Origin of the sequence: Synechococcus sp. A10-1-5-1, from assembly GCF_023115425.1 — a bacterium.
Taxonomy (GTDB): Bacteria; Cyanobacteriota; Cyanobacteriia; order PCC-6307; family Cyanobiaceae; genus Vulcanococcus.
The window spans coordinates 1,826,340-1,847,419 of sequence record NZ_CP096032.1; the positions used below are offsets into that span (position 1 = coordinate 1,826,340).

The window sequence follows — 21,080 nt, forward strand, 5'->3', positions numbered from 1 at the left end:
GCCTAAACGCTGGCGCGGGCTGAATGCAGGAAAAAGCGGCGGTAGTCCGGGTCCTGATCGAGCAGATCCAGGAAACGATCCCGGTCGAGCCGCAGCAGTAGGCCATCCCCGCGGGCGCGGACCGTGACGGCCCTGGGTTGGTCGTCGATTAGGCCCGCGTCGCCGAAGAAATCCCCTTCTTCCACCAGCCCCTGTTTGATCGGAATCCCTCCCCAGAGGTCGTTTTGAAGCACCTCCAAGGTGCCAGCCACCACCACATAGAAGGCATCGGGGGCGTCTCCTTCGCGGAACACCTCCTCGCCGTGGCGGATCCGATCGCTGACGAATTCCGAGGCCAGCCAGACCAGCAACTTGGGGTCGACCCCGTGGAACAAGGGGATGGTGGCCAGGCGCTCGGGTGTGATCCGGACCCGTTGCCCTAGCTCCAGGTTGAAGCCGCTCATCTGGCGGTGCCAGAAGGAGGCATAGAGCCCTCCGGCGGCCAGCAGATCGTTGTGGTGACCCAGCTCCACCACCTGGCCGCGATCGATGACTGCGATCTGATCCATCGCCGCAGCGGCCCGCAGTCGGTGCAGGACGGAGACCACCGTGCGGCCGTCGCTTAGCTTCCGCAGGGTCGTGTTGATTGCTTCTTCAGTGTTGGGGTCGAGGGCGCTGGTGGCCTCATCCAGCAGCAGTAGCCGTGGGTTGCGGACGATCGCCCGGGCGATGGCGATCCGTTGCTTTTGGCCGCCAGAGAGGCGACCGCCGCCGGGCCCGACCGGGGTCTGCAATCCGTCCGGCAGGGTATGGATCAGGTCCCCCAGTTCGGCGGCCATGGCCGCCTCTTGAACCTCCTGATCGGAGGCATCAAGGCGGCCCAGGCGGATGTTGTCGGCGATGGAGAGATCGAAAAGGACCGTCTCCTGGGGCACCAAGGCCACTTCCTCGAGCCACTGGCCCCGGTCGGTGTTGCCAAGAGGAACCCCATCGACCAGCAGGCAACCCTGCTGCGGCTCGATCTGCCGCAGCAGTAGCCGCAGCACGGTGCTTTTCCCCCCTCCGCTGGGGCCGACCAGGGCGAGGGAGCTGTTGGCGGGAATGGTCAGGTTGAGCTGGTTGAGCCCTCCACCGCCTGGGTAGCGGAACTGCACGTGCTCAATCGCCAGTTGCTCCCGCAGGGCAGGCGGGCTCGGCTCCATCCCCCGGGTCACCGCCTGCGACCGCTTCGCTTTGGGCAGCTGCTCCTCGAGCAGATTCAAGGCCGTCGTGGCGGCCTGCAACGGCAGCAGGGAGGCGCCCAATTGCCACATGCCACTGACCATCGCCGTGGCGATCCCCAGGGCGGAGACCAGTTGCCCAACCGTGAGCTGCTGTTCCAGCACCAACCAGGTGCCCAGGGCAAACACGCTCACCAACGTGAGCATGGCGGAGGCGGTCAGGGCGGCCTGTTGGAGGCCTGACATCGCGCCGACCCGCTGGGCCCAGCGCATCAGATTCCGGTTGCGCCGATTGAATTCCGAGCGGGTGGTGCTGCGAAGCCCAAAGAGATCCACTAGCTCTCGGCTGCGTAGGCGCTCGCTGGCGTAGCTGAGCAGTAGGCCCGCTTGCTCGACCCGGGCCTCTTCCCGCCTGGCCAGAGCTGGGGTGAAGGCCACCTGGCTCACCAACAGCAACGGGGTGAGGACCACCGCCACCAGGGCGAGACGCCAATCGCTGGTGAACAGCAGCAGGACGCCGATGAACAGCTGAGCGACCGTCCAGGTGAAGAGGGGCAGCTGCGTGACGACGGCGTTCTCCAACGTTGGGATCTGAAGGGCTAGTAAGCCCTGTTCGCTCCCTTCAGCGCTGCCGTCGCTGGGGTTGGCTTGCTCCAGCAGATGCCCGAAGAGCCGCTGGCGAAAGCCCGTTCCCAGTTGGCTTCCCAGGGCGGCAAACAACTTGATGGACAGACCGTTGCAGGCCACCGCCACCAGGAGCCAAGCGCAGGGCAGCAGCAGGAGCACCGCCACCGGTGGGCCACTGCTGGCTTGATCAATCACCTGGTCGATGACCAGCTGCAGCAGCACTGGGATGCCCACCATCAGCAGCGGGTCTGGCAGGACCGTGAGGATGGCCAGGACCGCCTTCAGCCGTTGGTTGCCGAAGTGGCGCCACAGTCTGAGGGGCAGCAGCAGCGGAAACATCGGCCGGCTCAACCAGCCAACCGATAGCAAGCAGCTGCGGTTTTGACCGCTTAGTAGCGGGGCACGCTGGGGTCGGCCGAGACGCTCCAGGCATCGATGCCGCCCTGCAGGTTCAAGACCTGCTCGTAGCCCTGGGCCTCCATCAGCCAGCAGGCAAATTGCCAGCTGCGAATCCCGGCATGGCAGAGCACGACCACCGGTGAATCCCGGTTGATCAAGCTCGAGATCTGATCGATCCAGGCCTCCGATTGGCTCAAGGGGAGATGGATCACGGGTTGCTGGAGCCGCGCGAGATCCAGCTCCATGGCTTCCCGCACATCCACCAGTTGCAGCGTTTCTCCGGCGTCCAGACGACGCTTGAGTTCTGTGGCGCTAACGCTTGTGGGTCCAGCCATCCAGGCACCCTACCGGCGGTGACGGGGGTGCCAAAGATCGCCTCGATGCATAAAGATGAGGCCAATCCTGTAAGCAACGCATGAAGGCCCGCCCCTTCTTGGCGGCACTGCTGGCGGTGGCGTTGGCGATGCTGAGCTTTGGCTTTGCGGGTTGGTGGTTGCTGCTGCAGCGCAGTCCGCTCGCGTTACAACAGCAGGCCTTGTCCTTGCCGCTGGCGGCGCGCTTTGTCCCCCGTACGGCGCCCTTGAGCCTGCATTGGTTGGTGGGTCCGGATCAGCCCGCCGCCTACGCCCGGGCCGTCGCCCCACCCCGTCAGCGCCGTCAGGCCGCAGCGGCCGCCGATCGCCTGCGCGATGGGGCCTTTGCCGCGGCGGGCCTGGACTACGCCTCGGAGCTGTCCCCTTGGCTTGGGGATGAGAGCAGCTTTGCCTTGCTCACCCCTCCCGGAAGCGGGGAGTCTCCCGGTTGGGTGTTGGCCCTGCGCAGCCGTGACAACGAAGGGGCCCGGCGTTTCCTGCAGCGGTTCTGGCAGACCCGCAGCCTGGCGGGTACCGATCTGCAGATCACCAGCTATCGCGGCATGGGCTTGATCAGCGGCCGCGGGGCGCTGTTGGGGCAGGACCCCCAACCCTTGGCTACGGCACTGATCAATGACGATCTGGTGCTGATCGCCTCAGGTCGCGGTGTGTTGGAGCAGGCCCTCGATGTCTCCCAAATCGATGAACTGAATCAAGCGGCCAGTGCTCCTCTGCAAAAGGCCGTCAAACGGCTGGGAGAGGGTGTGGCTTTGCTGACGGCCCGCCCTGAAGCAATGGAGCAGTGGCTCGGTTTGCCGGTTGGCGCTGATGGGGACCAGTCGGCGGCGGTGGAGTTGGTGCTGGCCCTGGCCCCCCAGGGATCCGGTCTCCAGGTGGATGGCCTGGCCCAGCTGCGGGATGCCCTACCCAGCCTGGGCCCTGTGAACAGTGATCTGCTGCGTCAGGTGCAGGTTGGTGCCGACAGCCTGGCCCTGCTGATAAACCCTGCTGCGTTGCTCGGCGCTGATGCCGCCAATGGCTGGAGCAACCTGCTGGGTCCGGCCCTGAGCCAGGCGCTGAACAAGGAAAACGGTCCCCTGCCGGCCTTGGTGGCCGCGGCGGATTCGGGGCCCCTCCTATGGGCCCACCAGAACGAGGGCTGGTTGCTGGGCACCCGCGCTGATCGTCCTGCTGCGGAAAACCTGCAGCCGGCGCTGGAGGCTGATGGCTACAGCGCTTCCCCGCTAGAGAGCCAGGGGCAAACCCTCCAGGCCTGGACCCGGCTGGAGTCGAAGCCGGTGAAAGGCAATCCCGACCAGCTCCAAGCCCAGTTGGCTGGCGCCCGCGCGAGCCAAGGAGGCATCGCCTGGTGGGGACAAGGTCTGGCGATCCTGAATCAGCAGCATGAAGGGCGTCGTTCCCCCCAGGAGCGCCTTGATCAACTGGAGCTCTTGGGTGCGCCCCAGGCCCCCTTCCAGTGGTCGATGGATGGCCAGGCGGCCCAGGGCTTGCTGAGCCACTGGACGCCCTGGCGTCTGATCGGGACGCTCTCCAGCTCGTCGCTCACCCCGATGGTGGACGGGGCCGCGCTGAGCCTCGAGCCCGATGCCCCCGACCAACGAAGCCTTCGGCTGCGGGCTTTGCTGCAACTGCACTCCTGACCATGGCGAGCCGCAAATGTGAGCTGCTGTTGGTCCGGCACGGCATCGCGGAGGACCGCAGTGAGGGGGTGGATGACGCCCAGCGCAGCCTGACTCCGGAGGGGCGTGAGCGCACGCGCCATCAGGTGGAGCGGTTGCTGGAGTTGGAGTTGCCCTGTGACCTGGTGCTCAGCAGTCCACTGGTGCGGGCCCGCCAGACCGCCGAATTGATCGTCAGCGCCGGGTTGGCGCCTGAATTGGAGCTGGCGGCGGCCTTGGCGCCCCTGGCCGACCCCTTGCCATTACTTGAACGCTGGCTCGGTCCCCTGTCCCCTAGACCCGGTTGGAAACGCTTGGCCCTGGTGGGCCATGAACCCGACCTGAGCACCTTGGCAGCCCTGTTGATTGGCGTGCCCATGGCCCGGGCGCCCCAGGCGATCCGGCTGAAGAAAGCGGGGGCATTGCTGTTGCAGTGGGCCACCGCGCCGGGGGGGGAGTTGCTGGGATCGGCGCGTTTGGAGATGGTCTTGCCGCCGCGGGTGCTGCTTGGTCGCCGACAGTCCCGAAGCGAGGGCGCGCCTTAGGTTGCCGTTGACGCGACCCCGATCCCATGGCTGAGGAGGCAACCCCAACAGCAGCGACTCCGGTGTATCGCCCGGGTCTGGAGGGGGTGCCTGCGACGCAATCGGCGGTGTGCGATATCGACGGCCAGAAGGGACTGCTGACCTATCGCGGTTACCGGGTTGATGAGCTGGCCCGGCAGAGCACGTTCCTTGAGACCACCTATCTGCTGATCTGGGGTGAGCTTCCCGACGCGGAGCAGCTGGCGGCCTTTGAGCAGGAGGTGCAGATGCACCGCCGGGTCAGCTTCCGGATCCGGGACATGATGAAGTGCTTCCCGGCCAGTGGCCATCCGATGGATGCGCTGCAGAGCAGTGCGGCCTCCCTGGGTCTCTTTTATTCGCGCCGCGCCCTCGACAACCCTGAATACATCTATTCAGCGGTGGTGCGCCTGATCGCCAAGATCCCCACGATGGTGGCGGCGTTCCAGTTGATCCGCAAAGGTCAGGATCCGATTCAGCCCCGGGATGACCTGCCCTATGCGGCCAACTTCCTCTACATGCTCACCGAGCGTGAGCCTGACCCCCTGGCGGCGCGCATTTTTGATGCCTGCTTGATACTTCACGCCGAGCACAGCCTCAACGCCAGCACCTTCAGTGCGCGGGTGACGGCCAGCACCCTGACCGACCCCTACGCCGTGGTGGCGTCGGCCGTGGGAACCCTGGCGGGCCCCCTCCATGGCGGTGCCAACGAAGACGTCCTGGCGATGCTCGAAACCATTGGCTCAGCTGACCAGGTGCGGCCCTGGCTGGATCAGGCCATTGCGGAGAAGCGCAAGATCATGGGTTTCGGCCATCGCGAGTACAAGGTCAAGGACCCCCGGGCCGTGATCCTGCAGAAACAGGCGGAGGAGCTCTTCGATCAGTTCGGCCACGATCCCCTTTACGACCTGGCGCGGGAGTTGGAGGCTGTTGCCGCTGAGCGGCTGGGTCCCAAAGGGATCTATCCCAACGTCGACTTCTATTCCGGGCTGGTGTACCGGAAGCTGGGGATCCCCCAGGATCTGTTCACTCCGATCTTCGCGATCGCACGCACCGCAGGTTGGTTGGCCCACTGGAAAGAACAGCTGGGGGCCAACCGCATCTACCGCCCCACACAGATCTACACCGGCTCGACCGGTCGCGATTGGCAGCCGATCGAAGGCCGTTAAGGGCTGCGGCGGCCTAAGTTGCACCCATCAAGAGACCACCCATGGTGATCGCCAATCCCGCTGTCGTGAGTGCCGGCCTCGACCTCGAGGCCAGCTTCACCGACGTCTTGCAGGGCTTCGGCTTGTCGCCGGGGATGGCTCACCTGCTCTGGCTTCCCCTGCCGATGCTGGTGGTCTTGGTGGCCGCCGTCGTGGGCGTTCTGGTGAACGTCTGGCTGGAACGCAAAATTTCAGCGGCCGTCCAGCAGCGCATTGGCCCCGAATATGCCGGTGCCCTGGGCATCCTTCAGCCCCTGGCCGATGGCCTGAAGCTCCTTTTCAAAGAAGACATCATTCCGGCTCGGGCCGATGGCTTGCTCTTCACCTTGGGCCCGGTGCTGGTGCTGGTGCCGGTCATCCTGAGCTGGCTGGTGGTGCCCTTCGGCCAGCACCTGCTGATCAGCAACGTTGGGGTGGGGATCTTCCTCTGGATCTCCCTCAGCAGCATCCAGCCCATCGGTCTGCTGATGGCCGGTTACGCCTCCAACAACAAGTACTCCCTCCTGGGTGGCCTGCGCGCGGCAGCCCAGTCGATCTCCTATGAGATCCCCCTGGCCTTGGCTGTGCTGGCCGTGGTGATGATGAGCAACTCCCTGAGCACCGTTGACATCGTCAACCAGCAGACCGGCGCGGGAATCCTCAGCTGGAATATCTGGCGCCAGCCCGTGGGCTTTGTGATCTTCTGGATCTGCGCCCTGGCGGAGTGTGAGCGCCTTCCCTTCGACTTGCCAGAGGCTGAAGAGGAGTTGGTCGCCGGCTACCAGACGGAGTACGCCGGCATGAAGTTTGCCCTCTTCTACCTGGGCAGCTACATCAACCTGGTGCTCTCCGCCCTGCTGGTGGCGGTGCTCTATCTGGGTGGCTGGGGCTTCCCTCTCCCGGTGGAGTGGGTGGTGAATCTGACCGGCCAACCGATCGATGCTCCCCTGGTGCAGGTGATCACCGCGACGACAGGCATTGTGATGACCGTGCTGAAGGCCTACCTGCTGGTCTTCTTCGCAATCCTGCTGCGCTGGAGCGTTCCCCGGGTGCGCATTGACCAGCTGCTGGACCTCGGTTGGAAGTTCTTGCTGCCGGTCGCCCTGGTCAATTTGCTGGTGACGGCTGGCCTCAAGCTGGCTTTCCCGGCCTTCTTCGGCGGCTAATTCCCTTCCGCTTACCCCCTTTGCCAGGGCGCCAGGCCATCATGGTGCCGGCGCAACCGCCTCTTCCCACCACTCCATGTTCGGGTTCCTCAAGAAAGTCGGTGACTACACCCGCGACGCGGTGGGTGCAGCCAACTACCTCACCCAGGGGCTTTCGGTCACCTTTGACCACCTGCGCCGCAGGCCGATCACGGTTCAGTACCCCTACGAAAAACTGATCCCGTCGGAGCGCTACCGCGGCCGAATCCACTACGAGTTCGACAAGTGCATTGCCTGTGAGGTGTGTGTGCGCGTCTGCCCGATCAACCTGCCGGTGGTGGATTGGGTCATGAACAAGGCCACGAAGAAGAAGGAGCTCCGCAACTACTCCATTGACTTCGGGGTGTGCATCTTTTGTGGGAACTGCGTGGAGTACTGCCCGACCAACTGCCTCTCGATGACCGAGGAGTACGAGTTGGCCGCCTTTGATCGCCACAGCCTGAACTACGACAACGTCGCCTTAGGGCGTCTTCCCACCAGCGTGACCAGCGATCCAGCGGTCTTGCCCCTGCGGGAGCTGGCCTATCTGCCGAAAGGGGAAATGGATCCCCATGGCGTTGACCCCAATCGCCCGCGGGCCGGCAAACTTCCCGCAGATGTCCTCGAGACCTTGCCGAAAGAGGAGAACGACTAATGACGATCGCTTCCTCTACGCAGTTCATCTGCTTTGTCCTGCTCTCGGCCGCGGTCGCGATCGGAGCCCTGGGCGTCGTGTTGCTCCCGAGCATCGTCTACTCAGCCTTCCTGCTGGGCGGTGTCTTCCTCTCGGTGGCCGGCCTTTATCTCCTGCTGAATGCCAGCTTCGTGGCGGCAGCGCAGGTGCTGGTCTATGTCGGCGCGGTCAACGTCCTGATCCTGTTCGCGATCATGCTCGTGAACAAACAGGAGGATCTAGCAGCGATCCCTGGCCTGGCAGTGCGTCGTCTGCTCTCCGGAGCCGTCTGCGGGGGCTTGTTCGTTTTGCTCCTCCGGGTTGCCTTCACCACCCCCTGGGCCCTGCCTGGTCCGACGCCCATCGGTGAGGAGGCCACGATTCGCATTGGCGAACACCTCTTCAGCGACTACCTGCTGCCGTTTGAGCTGGCTTCGGTTCTGCTGTTGATGGCGATGATCGGCGCCATTGTTTTGGCACGCCGGGATGTCTTCACCACCGATGTGGTCACCGGTGAACCGGCCGACCAAGGTCTGATCGAGAAATCCCGCACGCCCCTGCTCCTGGAGAAAACCAACTGATGACCATCGAGCTGCCCACCACCGTTCCCCTCCAGGGCTACCTCGCACTGGCCGCGATCCTGTTTTGCACAGGTGTTTGGGGACTGATCAACAGCCGCAACGCCGTGCGGGTGCTGATGAGCATTGAGCTGATGCTCAATGCGGTGAACATCAATCTGATGGCGTTCTCCAACTACCTCGATGGTCAGCTGATTCGCGGTCAGGTCTTCGCGATTTTTGTGATCACCGTGGCCGCTGCTGAGGCTGCCGTCGGCTTGGCGATCCTTCTGTCTCTGTATCGGAACCGTGAAACGGTTGATATGGAGCGTTTCAACTTGCTGCGCTGGTAGGCAGGCTGGGCTCAAGCACAGCTGGCTTATGCGCCTTGAGACCGTTTGGTTGATCCATCGAGCCGCCAGCCAGGCTGCTCTGCGCCAAGCCCGGCGTTGCGCCCAAACTCTGCGGGACCAGGGTGTGAAGGTCGCTGTGGCCATGAGTGGCGCCAGTGCGAACCCCTTCCCTGGTTTGCTCGCGGATGAGGGGACCCACCCCGATTTGGCTGTGGTGCTGGGCGGAGATGGAACGGTGCTTGGGGCCGCGCGTCACCTGGCACCCCTTGGGGTTCCAATCCTCTCGTTCAACGTCGGCGGGCACTTTGGCTTTTTGACCCAGGAGCGCAAGCTTCTGGGCCATGGTCAGGAAGCGGAAGGGGCTCTCGACCTCTGGCAGCGACTTCGGGATGATCGCTTCGCCCTCGAGCGCCGAATGATGCTCGAGGCCCGGACCGACAGCAGCGACACGGTCCATACGGCCCTGAATGACCTCTATCTGAGGCCTGGGATCGATGAGGTCACCCCCACCTGCGTGTTGGAGTTAGAGATTGACGGGGAGGTCGTGGATCAGTTCCGAGGGGATGGCCTGATCATGTCGACCGCGACCGGTTCGACGGGGTATTCGATGGCGGCGGGTGGCCCGATCTTGCATCCCGGTGTGGAGGCGATCGTGGTCAACCCCATCTGTCCGATGAGCCTTTCCAGTCGTCCGTTGGTGGTCCCGCCACGGGCGCAATTGGCGGTCTGGCCGCTGGGTCCCTCCAACAGCCGTGTACGCCTCTGGAAGGACGGTGCCTTTGCCGCGGTGCTCGAGCCTGGGGATCGCTGTGATGTGCGGCGTTCGCCCCATCACGCCTTGATGGTGCTGCTTGAGCAGAGCCCTTCCTATTACCGAACCTTGACCCATAAGTTGCACTGGGCCGGCAGTTTGACGGCTGCTGAGCCTTCTCCGAATTAGATCGAGCCCATGGCCCTCGAGATTGAACGTCGCTTCCTGGTGTCAGGCCAGCAGTGGCGTGATGTGGTGTCTTGGCAACGGGATTTCGCCCAGGGCTATTTCCCGAATTCCTCGGCGGCGATGACCTCGCGGGTGCGCCTCGCTGGCACGGAGGAGGCGTGGCTGACCCTCAAATTCCCCGCCGGTGGGATCGCCCGTCAGGAGTTTGAGTACCCGATTCCTGGTGCCGATGCCCTGGCATTGCTGGAGCGCTGCGAGGCCAAGTTGATCAAGCGCCGCTTTGGCTTGGATCTACCCGGCGGGGATTGGGTTCTGGATGTCTTTGAAGGGGAGAATGCGCCGTTGGTGATCGCCGAAGTGGAGCTTGAGCAGGCCGATCAAGCTGTGGAGATCCCCCATTGGTGCCAGCGGGAGATCACGGGTCTTGGGACCTTCAGCAATGCGGCTCTGGCGAGTCATCCCTTTGCCCGCTGGAGCGAGACAGAGCAGGCGCCCTGGCAGGGAGCATTAGGTCAGGGCTGAGCTGCCTTAAGATTGTCTCAAGATTTCATTTGGCTTTTCTTTGCTCGGCCTCTACGACCAAGACGGAGTGTTCCGTTGCTCCGGGCTGGATCAGGCCGAGTGCCTTGCTTACGCCGAGCTGTTTGCCCTGGCTGAGGGGGCTTTCAGCATCGAGCCGTTGTTTGCTGCTGTGGAATTGGGCTCTACTCCTCGTCCCCAGGCAGGTTGCAGCAATTGAAGCCATCCCGGCAGATCTTGCCGTGATCCATCGCCCAATTCAGGAGCGCCACCCGGTTCTTGGCGCCCGTTTTGGTGAAGACGTTGCTGACGTGGTTGTCCACGGTGCGTTTGCTGATCATCAGGTGCTCACCAATCTCTTGATTGGTTAGTCCTTGGGCTACCAGTTGGATGATCTCAAGTTCGCGCTCGGAGAGGTCCATGGGGGAATGGCCGAGGCTGCTTCGATCAGTCATCCTTGCCCCGAGACGCCTCGTCACTGTAGGCAGCAGTTGCCGTCTGGGCATGACTGCGGTGGTTAATGATGGGCCCTGTTAAGCAAGGTTGTTTTGCGGCTACAGCAGGCGCTTGAGGCGGGCCAATTTGCCCTGACGGCAGAGGTGATGCCCCCGCGTGGCGGAGAGATCAAGCGGACCCTTGAGCACGCTGAGCTGTTGAAGGATTGGGTGCACGCGGTGAATGTCACCGATGGCAGCCGCGCTGTGATGCGCATGAGCAGCTTGGCGGTCTGCCGGCTCTTGCTCGATGCCGGCGTGGAGCCGGTCTGGCAGCAAGCCTGCCGTGACCGCAACCGCATTGGCCTACAGGCTGATCTGCTCGGAGCCCATGCCCTAGGCATCAAAAACATTCTTTGTCTGACTGGGGATCCGGTGCGCGCAGGGGATCAACCCCAGGCAAGGCCGGTCAATGAGTTGGAGTCGGTGCGCCTGTTGCAGCAGGTGGCGGCGTTTAATCGCGGTGAGGATCCGGTGGATGGTCCGCTGCCCGATGGCCCTACGGAGCTCTTTGCCGGTGCGGCCGCTGATCCGCAGAGCCCAAGCTGGAGCGGCCTGAACAGCAGGATCCGTCGCAAGCATCAAGCCGGGGCGCGTTTCGTCCAAACCCAGATGGTGATGGATGAGGACTGTCTGAAGCGCTTCGTTGATGAGATCACGGCGCCCTTGGGATTACCTGTGTTGGCGGGCGTGTTTCTGCTGAAGTCGGCTAAAAATGCGGCCTTCATCAACCGCGTTGTTCCCGGCGCTTGTATCCCTCAAGCGATCATTGATCGTCTCGCCGCCGCGAGCAATCCCGCCGATGAGGGGATCACGATTGCAGCAGAGCAAGTCCGTCGCTACGCCAAGACCTGCCAGGGGGTTCACCTGATGGCGGTGAAGGCTGAGGAGCGCATTCCTCTGATCCTGGAACGGGCGGGATTTAGCTCGCGTTGCTGATGGTGAGCTCAGTGCCGAGTAGATCGGCCATCGCTTTTTGCTGCGGCGAAGGCTTGGCGTAGTCCTGGCGCCGAGCGTCGGTGATCAGCCAATCCAGAGCTGCTTCTTGAAGGTCAAAGTGGTCGCCGTTGCGGTCGACGCAGTAGCGGCCAAAAACCAGCTTCTCTACGAGACGAACGCCGGGGCCGATGCGGGAGTAGTCAAAGATGATCGAGTTGTCGATCGTGGCGCCTTCGCAGATGTGGCAACTCGGTCCAATCATGGCGGGGCCAATAATCGTGGCGCCGTCTTCGATCTTGGTCATCCCGCCGACGTAGATCGGACCTTCGACGTGGATCTTGTCCCAATTGGCTGCCACATTGAGACCCGCAAAGATGCCGGGCTTGATCTCCTTGCCAGGGATCTGCACTTGGCGGACTTGGCCCTGAAGAACGCTACGAATGGCCTGCCAGTAATCCGGCACTTTGCCGATGTCGACCCACTCGAAGTCCATCGGGAGCGCGTAGAAGGGCGCCCCATTGGCAACCAACTGGGGGAAGAGGTCCGAGCCGATGTCGAAGGGGACACCTTCGGGGACAAAATCCAGAACTTCCGGCTCAAAAATATAGATACCGGTGTTGATCATGTCGCTAGCGGCGTCTTCCACAGAGGGTTTCTCTTGGAAGGACTTCACCCGACCGTCATCGTCAGTGACAACAACGCCGTAGCTACTGACCTGATCGCGGGGGACGCGCTTGGTGATCAAGCTCGCCATCGCACCCTTGGCTTTGTGGCGCTTGACGGCTTCGCTGAGATCGAGGTCGATCAGGGCATCTCCACAGAGCACCACGAAGGTGTCATCGAAGAAGTGTTGGAAGGTCTGGATTTTTTTCAAGCCGCCAGCTGAACCAACGGCATCGCCGATCAGTTCGCCGTCTTCGATTCGGCCTTCGAAGCTGTAGGCAATTTCAACGCCAAAGCGCTGGCCATCACGGAAGTAGTTCTCGATCTCCTCTGCCAGGTGGGAGACATTCACCATGATCTCGGTGAACCCATGCTCCCGCAGAAGCTCCAGCAGAAACTCCATCACGGGTTTCTGAAGGATCGGGATCATCGGCTTCGGGATCGTGTGAGTGATGGGTCTCACACGGGTTCCCTTGCCGGCAGCCAGGATCATCGCCTTCATGGCGTCACCCTACGCAAAAGACTTAGGCCGCAATGGGTTCACGAGCCGGCCCCCGAGCTGACCCCAGTTCAGATGGCAGCGGGAGTTGCACGGATTCCCGCTCATCGAGTAGGCGCTTGAGTTGCAGCGGACCGAACAATCCGCCCTCCTGTTCCAGCTCCACCTTTCCCTGGGAGCAGAGGAACAGCAGCGCCCAAAACACCCCCACCCGATCGCTGTCGAGGTCTTCCGGTGCCACTTCAGCCCAGGCCTCTACCAGGCCTTCAAATCCTGTCCAATCCAGTGATTGAGGCCACTGCAGCAGGAACTGGCTGAGGGCCGCGGTGGTCTCCGGCAGCTTTTCGCGGTGGGCCAGGGCGGCGACCTGCTCAATGGCGGCTCGGTCGCTGTAGCGGCGGCTGCGCTGGCGGTTGCGGACTTGCCCCTCCTCCTGCTCCAAGCGCTCGGCAATGTCTTCGAGTTGCCGAATCAATTCGCCCAGGGTCACCGGGCGCTGCAGCGGAGGTGGAGCGACCGGGCGACGCAGCAAGTGACGCTCTGGTTTGCGGGGCAGCTCCAGACCTGGGGTCAACAGCCAGCCCTGCCCTTCAGCATCGAAATCAAAGTCGAAGCTTTCGTCGAGTTCGGGTTCAGGAGGGAAGGTTTGGGCTTCGAGGACCTCTGCCTTCAGGCTCACCAGCACTGAGGCGGCCAAAAACGCTTCGCTGGTTTCGGCGAGATCCTGCTCGTAGCTACCACCGCGCCCTTTGTTCAGCGCAGCGACCAGTTTGGGGACTTCAATGCGTTGCCGCAGTTGATCAAGAAAGCCGTCGACGACAGCGATCACATCGACGTCCCAGGGGTCGAGATCACCCCGCTCGGCGGCGTCTTGCAACAGCCGGATCGCAAGCCTGGCGCCACCTTCGGCCACGGTTTCTTGCGGACTGAGCCGAAGGTACCGGCTTGAAGCGGGTTAAGCCAGTGCTCCAGGGCGATGTCAGCCCATTCTTTTGATGGATTTGGGCGAGGAATCTTGGGCCAGCTGAAGTGGAATTAAGCCACTTCTCCCTGGGCGGAACTTTCCCCAGCAGCTGGGAGGAGGCCCAGCTGGGCATCGACGGTGGCGCGGTAGCGCTGGACGTCTTCCTCCAGCTCGCGAATGCGCACCTGTTGGGCTTCGATCTGATCCGGATCCATCTCGCTTTCAACCCGCTTGACGACCCCGGTCCAGACCGCAAACACCCAGGCGGCGGTCGCTCCAATGCCACCCACCACGAGCAGCAGTGCCGCAAGTGGCATGGTGGTGGTCAACCCGGGCAGGAAGCGCACGGTGGTGGGGGCCGTGTTCTCCAGGGTGAACATCACCGTGGCCAAACCAAAGCTGAAGATCAGCAGGAAGTTCAGCTGCTTCATTGCTGCGAGGCGACGCTGGTTGTGCTTCGTTGAGATTACGAAGATCACGCCAGCCCTGCATGCGCAGCTCCCCAGGGGCTGCGCTTCGTAATGGCCGAGCGCTCGTCAGCTCAGGACTGGGGCTTGCAGCGGTGCCTGGCGAATCAATCCAGACCCAGCAGGAGCGGTCAGGGCCTTCATGGCGCTCTCGTTTCTGGCCACCAGCATTTCCATCGAGGCCTTGTAGCTGTCGGTCATCAAGCGTGGATAGAGGCCAATGCCGATGATCGGCACCAGGAGGCAGCCAATGATGTAGATCTCGCGGGGCTCTGCATCGACCAAGTTGGTGTGGTCCACCAGCTCCGCTTTCTCTTTGCCATAGAAGATCTCCCGCAGCATCGAGAGCAGGTAGATCGGGGTGAGAGGACCACCCCAATGGCGGCCAGGCCGTCAATGGCGACTCGGAAGGGAAGGGTGTAAGCGTCATCCGTTGCGAAACCGACGAAGACCATCAGTTCGCTGACGAAGCCGCTCATGCCCGGCAGGGCCAAGGAGGCGAGGGAGCAGACCGTCCAAAGCGCAAACATCTTGCGCATTTTTTGTCCGACACCACCCATCTCATCGAGCTGCAGGGTGTGGGTGCGGTCGTAGGTGGCTCCCACGAGGAAGAACAGTGAGGCGCCGATCAGCCCGTGGCTGATCATCTGAAGCATGGCTCCGCTGGAGCCCAACGCGCTGAAGCTGCCAATGCCAATCAGCACAAAGCCCATGTGGCTGATGGAGCTGTAGGCAATTTTTCGTTTCAGGTTCCGTTGGGCGAAGGAGGTCAGGGCGGCGTAAATGATGTTCACCACCCCCAGCACCACCAGCAGTGGCGCAAAGACCGCGTGCCCATCGGGAAGGATCTGGCAGTTGAAGCGCAGCAGGGCATAGCCACCCATCTTCAAAAGAATCCCGGCCAGCAGCATGTGCACCGGTGCTGTGGCTTCGCCATGGGCATCGGGTAGCCAGGTGTGCAGAGGCACGATCGGCAGCTTGACGCCGAAGGCGATGAGCAAACCCGCATAGGCCAAGAGTTGGAACTTCAGGGGGAAGCTCTTGGCCATCAAGTCGCTGTACTCAAAGCTGGTGGTGTCGCCGTAGAAGGCCATGGCCAGGCCAGCTAGGAGGATGAACAGGGAGCTGCCAGCGGTGTAGAGGATGAATTTGGTTGCGGCGTATTGCCGTTTTTTCCCGCCCCAGATGGCGATCAACAGATAGACCGGGATGAGTTCCAGCTCCCAGGCCAGGAAGAACAGCAGCATGTCCTGAACGGCGAAGACGGCGATCTGACCGCCATCCATCGCCAGGAGCAGGAAATAGAAGAGCTTCGGCTTAAAACTCACCGGCCAGGCCGCTAGGGCCGCTAGGGCGGTGATGAAGCTGGTGAGCAGGATGAGCGGCATCGAGATGCCGTCGGCCCCGACCGACCAGGCCAACCCCAGTTCGGGTAGCCAGCTCACCCGCTCGACCAGCTGCAGGTTCGGATCGCTGGGGTCGTATCCCGTCAGATACCCGCCCACGGTGAGCAGGAAGGTGATCAGGGCAATGCCGAGAGCGAACCAGCGGACCTGCTTCCCATCTCCCTTGTCAGGGATGAAGGGGATGCAGAGGGCGGCTGCAATCGGGAACAGAATCGAGGCGCTGAGCCACGGGAATGCCGTGCTGCTCGCCTGTTCCGTCGCCACGGCCAGGGTTGAAACGAAGTCCAGGAGCACCGAAAGCGAATCGCTTTAGGCGGAGTGTAGAAATGCTCATCGCGACCTGCTCCTAGGAGTGGTCGATGTCACACAGAGCGTTGTGCGCCAGGGGCTAGCCCAGGGCTCCGAAGAGCACTACCAAGGCGATCACACCCCCGAAAACGATCAGCGCATAGAACTGCGCGCGGCCGGTTTCGAAGTATTTGAGACCCTCGCCACTACCCAGGGTGACCAGACCGGTGAGGTTGACGACGCCATCCACCACCTTGGAGTCCACCTCGAGCACCGAGCGGGCCAGTTTGCGGCTGCCTTGAACGAAGAGCTTGTCGTTGATGTCGTCCAGATACCACTTGTTCGCGAGGAAGGCATTGATGCTGGGGAAGCGTCCCGCCACCGCCGTTGCCAGGTCGAGCTTGCGCAGGGCATAAGCCAAGACCGCCACGCTGATGCCGATCACCGAGATCGCCACTGAGGCGCCGGCTAACGGAAGGAATTCACCCCAGCTGAAGTGCTCAGCCACTTCTGCGGCTTCTTGTGGATCCAGCAGGGTGCCAAAGCGGCTGTTCCAGGGCATACCCAAGAGACCAATCAGGACCGAGGGAACTGCCAGGACCGCCAAGGGCATCGCCATCTGCCATGCGGATTCGTGGGGATGCTCGGCGTGGGCATGGTGCTCACCGTGCTCGTCACTGTGGTCATCGGCGCCCTTACCGGCGGCGGCCATCAGCTCCGCTTGCATCGCCTTGTCGTTGCCGCGGAACTCCCCTTCAAAGGTCAGGAAGTAGAGGCGGAACATATAGAAGGCAGTCATCCCAGCCGTCACAAAGCCCGCGGCCCAGAGGATGGGGAAGCTGCCAAAGGCCTGGCCAAGGATCTCGTCCTTGCTCCAGAAACCGGCGAGTGGCGGGATGCCGCTGATGGCCAGGCAGCCAATGAAGAAGGTGCTGCTGGTGACAGGCATGTATTTGCGGAGGCCACCCATCAAGCGCATGTCCTGCGCCAAGACCGCTTCGTGGCCGACAACCTCTTCCATGGCGTGGATCACCGAGCCGGAGCCCAAGAAGAGCATCGCCTTAAAGAAGGCATGGGTCACCAGGTGGAACATGCCCGCCACCGGAGCGCCACAACCCATGGCCAGCATCATGTAGCCCAGCTGGCTCACGGTGCTGTACGCCAGGCCCTTCTTTAAATCCATCTGGGTGAGGGCGATCGATGCCCCCAGAAACAGGGTGATCGTTCCGATCACCGCCACCACCACCTGAACCTCAGGGAACGGCACGTAGACGGGTTGAAGCCGGGCCACCAGGAACACGCCCGCAGCCACCATGGTCGCGGCGTGGATCAGGGCTGAGATGGGGGTTGGACCTTCCATCGCATCGGGCAGCCAGACATGGAGCGGGAACTGGGCCGACTTGGCCATCGGTCCCATGAAGACCAGTAGGCAGAGCAGGATCGCGATGCCGTTGGAGACGCTGCCGGCGCTGATCGCTTCTTGCAGGCGAACGCCAATGTCTTCGAATCCGAAGCTGCCGGTGGCCCAGAACAGACCGAGGATCCCCAGCAGCAGGCCGAAGTCACCAACCCGGTTCACCACAAAGGCTTTTTGCGCGGCATTGGCAGCGCCGTCTCGGTCGTACCAGAAGCCAACGAGCAGGTAGGAGCACATGCCCACCAGCTCCCAGAACACATAGATCTGGAGCAGGTTGGGGCTGATCACCAGACCCAGCATCGAGCTGCTGAACAGGGCGAGGTAGGTGAAAAAGCGCACATAGCCCTTGTCATGGGCCATGTAGCCATCGGAGTAGATCATCACCAGAACGGCGATGGTCGTCACCAGCGAGAGCATCACTGCCCCCAGGGCGTCCACCCGGAAGCCCATTTCCAGGGTGAAGGCCCCGGCACTGGCCCAGTCGAATAAGACTTCGGTGGTGCCGGCACCGGCCAGCTGTTGGGCGAGGACGGCGTAACTCAAAACTGCCGCCGCACCCACGCAGCTGATCAACAGAAGCGCAACCGGTTTGCGCAGGCGGTTGACCGTGCGGTTAAAGCTGATCAGTCCCAGGCCCACCAATGCGGCCCCAATCAGCGGGAGCACCGGGATAAGCCAGGCGAGTTCGGCGGGCGACGGCATCCGGCACTCAGGGAATCAGGGCGAGTTTAGGCAGGCCGGTGGCCCCTTATCCCAGCCAGTGCGCGAGCCCTAATCGACTGAAGCCTGTCGCGGCAACACCGATGTAGCGGTGGGCCCACCAGAAGACGCCAACAGCAATGGCGATTCCCAGTTGGGCGGGCCGGAGGAATTCAGAGGCCACCAGTTGCTGACGACCATCCAGCACAGCGCGGAAGGGAACGATGGAGGTGCTGGCTTTGAGCTCCTCAAAGGCCTCGCCAAAGCGGTTGCTTAAGCGGCGGTCCCCATTCCAAACGGCAAAGAGATGGTGGGCGATTAAGCCGATGCAGGTCGCGACCATGAAGCTGCTGCCAATCCAGAGCAGGTGGGTGGAACACCAAAGGATTTGGCCGATGGCCTGGGGGTGGCGGCTGATGCGAATGATGCCGGTGGCATACATCCGCACCTGGGGTTTCAAGACCGCCGGGATCTCGAGCAGGTTGTAGGTGGCTGGGTAGAGGAAGAGAAAGGAGATGGCCGTGCCCAGCCAAACCAGCGGCACGATCCAGGGTTGGTCCTGGAGATTCCAGAGCCGGACCCCGTCGTAGCGGTGGGCCAGGAAGTAGCCGATCACCACCACGGCGGAGGGAATGCTGACGGCGGCAAACAACAGCCGCCAGGCCCGTTCGCCAATGCGCTCAGCCCCCCAGTAGCGCAGGGAGGCGCCACCGCTATGGATCACAGCAAAGACGAGGAGCAGAGCCAGCATCACCAGGCTGCTGTGGTGGAGGTTGCTGACGCCGCTCACGAATCAGAGTTGCTTCGGTTGCAGCGGATTCTGGCTAAGCGCATGAACCCGCTGGTTAATCGACCTAGAGTTTTGATCCTCCGCTGAACCGCAGCGCCCTCCATGGCTGATCTGCCGTTCACTCTCGATCAGCTGCGCATCCTGCGGGCGATCGCCAGCGAGGGCAGCTTCAAGAAGGCCGCTGACAGCCTCTACGTCACCCAGCCGGCGGTCTCTCTGCAGATCCAGAACCTGGAGAAGCAGCTCAGTGTCTCCCTGTTCGACCGGGGGGGACGGAAGGCGCAGCTCACCGAAGCCGGCCACCTGCTGCTGAGCTACTGCGACCGGATCTTGAGCCAGTGCCAGGAGGCCTGCCGCGCCCTCGATGACCTCCATAACCTCAAGGGTGGCTCCTTGATCGTTGGGGCAAGCCAGACCACCGGCACCTATCTGATGCCGCGGATGATCGGCCTGTTCCGCCAGAAATACCCTGAGGTCGCGGTCCAGTTGCAGGTTCACAGCACCCGCCGTACCGGTTGGAGCGTGGCCAACGGCCAAATCGATTTGGCGATCATTGGTGGTGAGCTGCCCACCGAGCTCAATGAACTGCTGCAGGTCATTCCCTATGCCAGTGATGAGCTGGCGTTAGTGCTTCCCACGAAGCACCCATTAGCTCGCTTGCCGGAGCTCAGTAAGGACGACCTGTACAGGCTGGGCTTTGTTTGCCTGGATGCCCAGTCCACCACGCGCAAGATGGTTGACCAATTGCTGGCGCGTTCTGGATTGGACGTCTCGCGCCTGAAGATTGAGATGGAGCTCAACTCCTTCGAGGCCATCAAGAACGCCGTGCAAAGCGGACTGGGCGCTGCATTCTTGCCGGTGGTTTCAATCGAGCGGGAATTGGCCGCGGGGAGTCTGCACCGTCCTGCCCTGGCGGATCTCTCGGTCCGCCGTCAGCTCAAGTTGATTACTCACCCAGCGCGCTACTGCTCGCGGGCTGCGGATGCCTTCCGCAAGGAAATCCTTCCGGTCTTTGCCAGCCCCGACAGCCCGTTGCGCCGGCCGATGGCCGCTGCAACGGGCACTGAACCTGAAAGCGCAGACGTCTGAGCGGCCGCGATCAGGCCACCTCAGAACTGGCCGGCTTCTGGGGTGATGCCGGCGGCGTCATCCGCGATGCCCTTGGTGATGAATTTGTTGTCGCTGATGTCGGTCTGATAGACGCAGCGCACGATCGGCTGGTCCTTGACGGAACCGATGTAAGCGAAGGTGTTCATTCGCTGTTTGCACTGGCGCATCTGCTCAGCGGTCACGGCGCCTTCCTTCTGAAGCACGCTCCAGTTTTCCCGCCTGATCACGCATCCGGGCCTCAGGGCCGGTTGGGTGACAAAGCTTGAGCTGGGGTTCATGGTCGTGTACAGCTCGATGTCCATCACGAAGGCACTCGCCCCCCACTGCCGGCAGAACTCGGGGTCAGGAACGGCCATGTCCAGCTGCTGGGAGCTGGCGATGTTGCCTTGGTCCCCTTGTGTGTTGCTTGAGATGCCGGTCCCAATGCCGATCCCCACCACCAGGACCCCACCGAGCACGGCGACCGTGCCCATGTTGAACTGAAAACCACCGCCGCCCCCACCTGGGGTGCCACCGCCGCCGGATCCCGGTCCCCGGGGACGGTCGCCTCCGCGGCCTCGCTCCTCCCCATAGCCGTAACGCTCGTCGTAGCTGCTGCGGCCGTAGCGGGAGCGGGTCATGGATGCTCAGGGCTTTGGGGAAGACCCATCGAGTAGTTGAGGACTCGGCAGTCGGGGTTGTAGCTGAGCTTGCCGGCCTGGAGCAGGGTGCGGATGGTGCCTTCAAGCTCCGATCCGATCCGGCGAAGGTTGTAGTCGTTGAGGTCGTTGCCGGCGTTGGCCTGCACCAGCTCTTGGAAGCGCTGCTGAACGACCTGTTGGGACTCTGTGTTCCAGAGGAATTCGTTGTCTGGATCCAGATCCAGAGTCAGCTGCTGATCGTCAGGGATCAGCTGGCCGTTCTCCACCCGGGCCGTGAACAGGCGCACGTGGCGGGTGGTGGATTTGATCAGGGTGTCGGCCATGGCGAGGCAATCTGCTGACCGGCGAACCCGAAGGCCGGCGTCACGACTTTAAGAAGTGCCTGGCGGCTCTGGTCAAGCCGGCCTGGGACTGGAGGGACTCAGTGCTGGTCTCGGGCCCTTTAAGGTTGCCTACTGATTCAGGGTTTT

At 62.6% G+C, this 21,080-nt stretch carries 21 protein-coding genes and 1 pseudogene; 11 read left to right on the plus strand and 11 right to left on the minus strand.

Going from position 1 to position 21,080, the window contains the following annotated elements; translation table 11 throughout:
* Nucleotides 1-2 precede the first annotated feature (2 nt).
* Entirely contained in the window at nucleotides 3-2,165 is a 2,163-nt protein-coding gene (locus tag MY494_RS09795) for an ATP-binding cassette domain-containing protein (protein WP_247910063.1), read from the minus strand.
* A 50-nt stretch (nucleotides 2,166-2,215) separates the two neighbouring features.
* Complete coding sequence (locus tag MY494_RS09800; protein ID WP_247910064.1) at nucleotides 2,216-2,560, minus strand: rhodanese-like domain-containing protein; 345 nt, start codon at nucleotides 2,558-2,560, stop codon at nucleotides 2,216-2,218.
* A gap of 80 nt (nucleotides 2,561-2,640) precedes the next feature.
* On the opposite strand from MY494_RS09800, the gene MY494_RS09805 reads away from it, so the two are divergent.
* The 9 genes from MY494_RS09805 (at nucleotide 2,641) to MY494_RS09845 (ending at nucleotide 10,236) form a co-directional block, all read left to right on the plus strand.
* Complete coding sequence (locus MY494_RS09805) at nucleotides 2,641-4,239, plus strand: DUF3352 domain-containing protein (RefSeq protein WP_247910065.1); 1,599 nt, start codon at nucleotides 2,641-2,643, stop codon at nucleotides 4,237-4,239.
* Nucleotides 4,240-4,241: 2 nt separating this feature from the next.
* Nucleotides 4,242-4,802 carry a phosphohistidine phosphatase SixA gene (gene sixA, locus MY494_RS09810; RefSeq protein WP_247910066.1) on the plus strand — a complete coding sequence of 187 codons (561 nt, stop codon included), beginning with the start codon at nucleotides 4,242-4,244 and terminating at the stop codon, nucleotides 4,800-4,802.
* 26 nt (nucleotides 4,803-4,828) lie between these two features.
* Complete coding sequence (locus tag MY494_RS09815; RefSeq protein ID WP_247910067.1) at nucleotides 4,829-5,989, plus strand: citrate synthase; 1,161 nt, start codon at nucleotides 4,829-4,831, stop codon at nucleotides 5,987-5,989.
* Between the two features lie 65 nt (nucleotides 5,990-6,054).
* Nucleotides 6,055-7,173: an NADH-quinone oxidoreductase subunit NuoH gene (gene nuoH, locus MY494_RS09820; protein ID WP_247912017.1), complete on the plus strand. Its 1,119-nt coding sequence runs from the start codon at nucleotides 6,055-6,057 to the stop codon at nucleotides 7,171-7,173.
* Between the two features lie 76 nt (nucleotides 7,174-7,249).
* Nucleotides 7,250-7,846, plus strand: coding sequence for an NAD(P)H-quinone oxidoreductase subunit I (gene ndhI, locus MY494_RS09825; RefSeq protein WP_247910068.1), 597 nt, complete (start codon nucleotides 7,250-7,252; stop codon nucleotides 7,844-7,846).
* Nucleotides 7,846-8,445 carry an NADH-quinone oxidoreductase subunit J gene (locus tag MY494_RS09830; RefSeq protein ID WP_247910069.1) on the plus strand — a complete coding sequence of 200 codons (600 nt, stop codon included), beginning with the start codon at nucleotides 7,846-7,848 and terminating at the stop codon, nucleotides 8,443-8,445. The genes ndhI and MY494_RS09830 overlap by 1 nt, the downstream gene beginning before the upstream one ends.
* Entirely contained in the window at nucleotides 8,445-8,774 is a 330-nt protein-coding gene (gene nuoK, locus MY494_RS09835; protein ID WP_247910070.1) for an NADH-quinone oxidoreductase subunit NuoK, read from the plus strand. The genes MY494_RS09830 and nuoK overlap by 1 nt, the downstream gene beginning before the upstream one ends.
* 28 nt (nucleotides 8,775-8,802) lie before the next feature.
* Nucleotides 8,803-9,714: an NAD(+) kinase gene (locus MY494_RS09840; RefSeq protein ID WP_247910071.1), complete on the plus strand. Its 912-nt coding sequence runs from the start codon at nucleotides 8,803-8,805 to the stop codon at nucleotides 9,712-9,714.
* 9 nt (nucleotides 9,715-9,723) lie between these two features.
* Entirely contained in the window at nucleotides 9,724-10,236 is a 513-nt protein-coding gene (locus tag MY494_RS09845; RefSeq protein WP_247910072.1) for a CYTH domain-containing protein, read from the plus strand.
* A gap of 182 nt (nucleotides 10,237-10,418) precedes the next feature.
* Here the strand turns inward: MY494_RS09845 and MY494_RS09850 are convergent, their stop codons facing one another.
* Complete coding sequence (locus MY494_RS09850; RefSeq protein WP_247910073.1) at nucleotides 10,419-10,688, minus strand: response regulator transcription factor; 270 nt, start codon at nucleotides 10,686-10,688, stop codon at nucleotides 10,419-10,421.
* A 93-nt stretch (nucleotides 10,689-10,781) separates the two neighbouring features.
* Between MY494_RS09850 and MY494_RS09855 the strand changes: the two genes are divergently transcribed.
* The gene (locus tag MY494_RS09855; RefSeq protein ID WP_247910074.1) at nucleotides 10,782-11,666 is read left to right on the plus strand and encodes a methylenetetrahydrofolate reductase; all 885 of its coding nucleotides are present in this window, start codon (nucleotides 10,782-10,784) and stop codon (nucleotides 11,664-11,666) included.
* Here the strand turns inward: MY494_RS09855 and MY494_RS09860 are convergent.
* The 6 genes and pseudogenes from MY494_RS09860 to MY494_RS09885 form a co-directional block, all read right to left on the minus strand.
* Complete coding sequence (locus MY494_RS09860) at nucleotides 11,650-12,831, minus strand: NDP-sugar synthase (RefSeq protein ID WP_247910075.1); 1,182 nt, start codon at nucleotides 12,829-12,831, stop codon at nucleotides 11,650-11,652. The two genes, MY494_RS09855 and MY494_RS09860, sit on opposite strands and share 17 nt — an antisense overlap.
* 22 nt (nucleotides 12,832-12,853) lie before the next feature.
* On the minus strand, nucleotides 12,854-13,741 hold the full coding sequence (locus tag MY494_RS09865; RefSeq protein ID WP_247910076.1) for a segregation/condensation protein A: 888 nt from the start codon (nucleotides 13,739-13,741) through the stop codon (nucleotides 12,854-12,856).
* Nucleotides 13,742-13,863: 122 nt separating this feature from the next.
* Complete coding sequence (locus MY494_RS09870) at nucleotides 13,864-14,223, minus strand: LapA family protein (RefSeq protein WP_247910077.1); 360 nt, start codon at nucleotides 14,221-14,223, stop codon at nucleotides 13,864-13,866.
* A gap of 105 nt (nucleotides 14,224-14,328) precedes the next feature.
* Nucleotides 14,329-15,929, minus strand: a pseudogene (locus MY494_RS09875) (NAD(P)H-quinone oxidoreductase subunit 4).
* Nucleotides 15,930-16,053: 124 nt separating this feature from the next.
* The gene (locus MY494_RS09880; RefSeq protein WP_247910078.1) at nucleotides 16,054-18,072 is read right to left on the minus strand and encodes an NAD(P)H-quinone oxidoreductase subunit 5; all 2,019 of its coding nucleotides are present in this window, start codon (nucleotides 18,070-18,072) and stop codon (nucleotides 16,054-16,056) included.
* A gap of 46 nt (nucleotides 18,073-18,118) precedes the next feature.
* Nucleotides 18,119-18,820: an NnrU family protein gene (locus MY494_RS09885; protein ID WP_247912018.1), complete on the minus strand. Its 702-nt coding sequence runs from the start codon at nucleotides 18,818-18,820 to the stop codon at nucleotides 18,119-18,121.
* A gap of 141 nt (nucleotides 18,821-18,961) precedes the next feature.
* Between MY494_RS09885 and MY494_RS09890 the strand changes: the two genes are divergently transcribed.
* Nucleotides 18,962-19,948, plus strand: coding sequence for a LysR family transcriptional regulator (locus tag MY494_RS09890; RefSeq protein WP_247910079.1), 987 nt, complete (start codon nucleotides 18,962-18,964; stop codon nucleotides 19,946-19,948).
* Between the two features lie 20 nt (nucleotides 19,949-19,968).
* On the opposite strand, the gene MY494_RS09895 is transcribed toward MY494_RS09890, so the two are convergent.
* Together MY494_RS09895 and ndhM are read right to left on the minus strand one after the other, a co-directional pair.
* Nucleotides 19,969-20,589: a DUF3172 domain-containing protein gene (locus tag MY494_RS09895; RefSeq protein WP_247910080.1), complete on the minus strand. Its 621-nt coding sequence runs from the start codon at nucleotides 20,587-20,589 to the stop codon at nucleotides 19,969-19,971.
* On the minus strand, nucleotides 20,586-20,933 hold the full coding sequence (gene ndhM, locus MY494_RS09900; RefSeq protein WP_247910081.1) for an NAD(P)H-quinone oxidoreductase subunit M: 348 nt from the start codon (nucleotides 20,931-20,933) through the stop codon (nucleotides 20,586-20,588). The genes MY494_RS09895 and ndhM overlap by 4 nt, the downstream gene beginning before the upstream one ends.
* Between the last annotated feature and the right edge of the window lie 147 nt (nucleotides 20,934-21,080).

What these genes read in the sequence shown, in the direction of transcription:
- MY494_RS09795 (WP_247910063.1), bottom strand. Translation starts at nt 2,165, where the DNA reads ATGTTTCCGCTGCTGCTGCCCCTCAGACTGTGGCGCCACTTCGGCAAC.
- MY494_RS09800 (WP_247910064.1), bottom strand. Translation starts at nt 2,560, where the DNA reads ATGGCTGGACCCACAAGCGTTAGCGCCACAGAACTCAAGCGTCGTCTG.
- MY494_RS09805 (WP_247910065.1), top strand. Translation starts at nt 2,641, where the DNA reads ATGAAGGCCCGCCCCTTCTTGGCGGCACTGCTGGCGGTGGCGTTGGCG.
- sixA (WP_247910066.1), top strand. Translation starts at nt 4,242, where the DNA reads ATGGCGAGCCGCAAATGTGAGCTGCTGTTGGTCCGGCACGGCATCGCG.
- MY494_RS09815 (WP_247910067.1), top strand. Translation starts at nt 4,829, where the DNA reads ATGGCTGAGGAGGCAACCCCAACAGCAGCGACTCCGGTGTATCGCCCG.
- ndhI (WP_247910068.1), top strand. Translation starts at nt 7,250, where the DNA reads ATGTTCGGGTTCCTCAAGAAAGTCGGTGACTACACCCGCGACGCGGTG.
- MY494_RS09830 (WP_247910069.1), top strand. Translation starts at nt 7,846, where the DNA reads ATGACGATCGCTTCCTCTACGCAGTTCATCTGCTTTGTCCTGCTCTCG.
- nuoK (WP_247910070.1), top strand. Translation starts at nt 8,445, where the DNA reads ATGACCATCGAGCTGCCCACCACCGTTCCCCTCCAGGGCTACCTCGCA.
- MY494_RS09840 (WP_247910071.1), top strand. Translation starts at nt 8,803, where the DNA reads ATGCGCCTTGAGACCGTTTGGTTGATCCATCGAGCCGCCAGCCAGGCT.
- MY494_RS09845 (WP_247910072.1), top strand. Translation starts at nt 9,724, where the DNA reads ATGGCCCTCGAGATTGAACGTCGCTTCCTGGTGTCAGGCCAGCAGTGG.
- MY494_RS09850 (WP_247910073.1), bottom strand. Translation starts at nt 10,688, where the DNA reads ATGACTGATCGAAGCAGCCTCGGCCATTCCCCCATGGACCTCTCCGAG.
- MY494_RS09860 (WP_247910075.1), bottom strand. Translation starts at nt 12,831, where the DNA reads ATGAAGGCGATGATCCTGGCTGCCGGCAAGGGAACCCGTGTGAGACCC.
- MY494_RS09870 (WP_247910077.1), bottom strand. Translation starts at nt 14,223, where the DNA reads ATGAAGCAGCTGAACTTCCTGCTGATCTTCAGCTTTGGTTTGGCCACG.
- MY494_RS09880 (WP_247910078.1), bottom strand. Translation starts at nt 18,072, where the DNA reads ATGCCGTCGCCCGCCGAACTCGCCTGGCTTATCCCGGTGCTCCCGCTG.
- MY494_RS09885 (WP_247912018.1), bottom strand. Translation starts at nt 18,820, where the DNA reads ATGCTGGCTCTGCTCCTCGTCTTTGCTGTGATCCATAGCGGTGGCGCC.
- MY494_RS09890 (WP_247910079.1), top strand. Translation starts at nt 18,962, where the DNA reads ATGGCTGATCTGCCGTTCACTCTCGATCAGCTGCGCATCCTGCGGGCG.
- MY494_RS09895 (WP_247910080.1), bottom strand. Translation starts at nt 20,589, where the DNA reads ATGACCCGCTCCCGCTACGGCCGCAGCAGCTACGACGAGCGTTACGGC.
- ndhM (WP_247910081.1), bottom strand. Translation starts at nt 20,933, where the DNA reads ATGGCCGACACCCTGATCAAATCCACCACCCGCCACGTGCGCCTGTTC.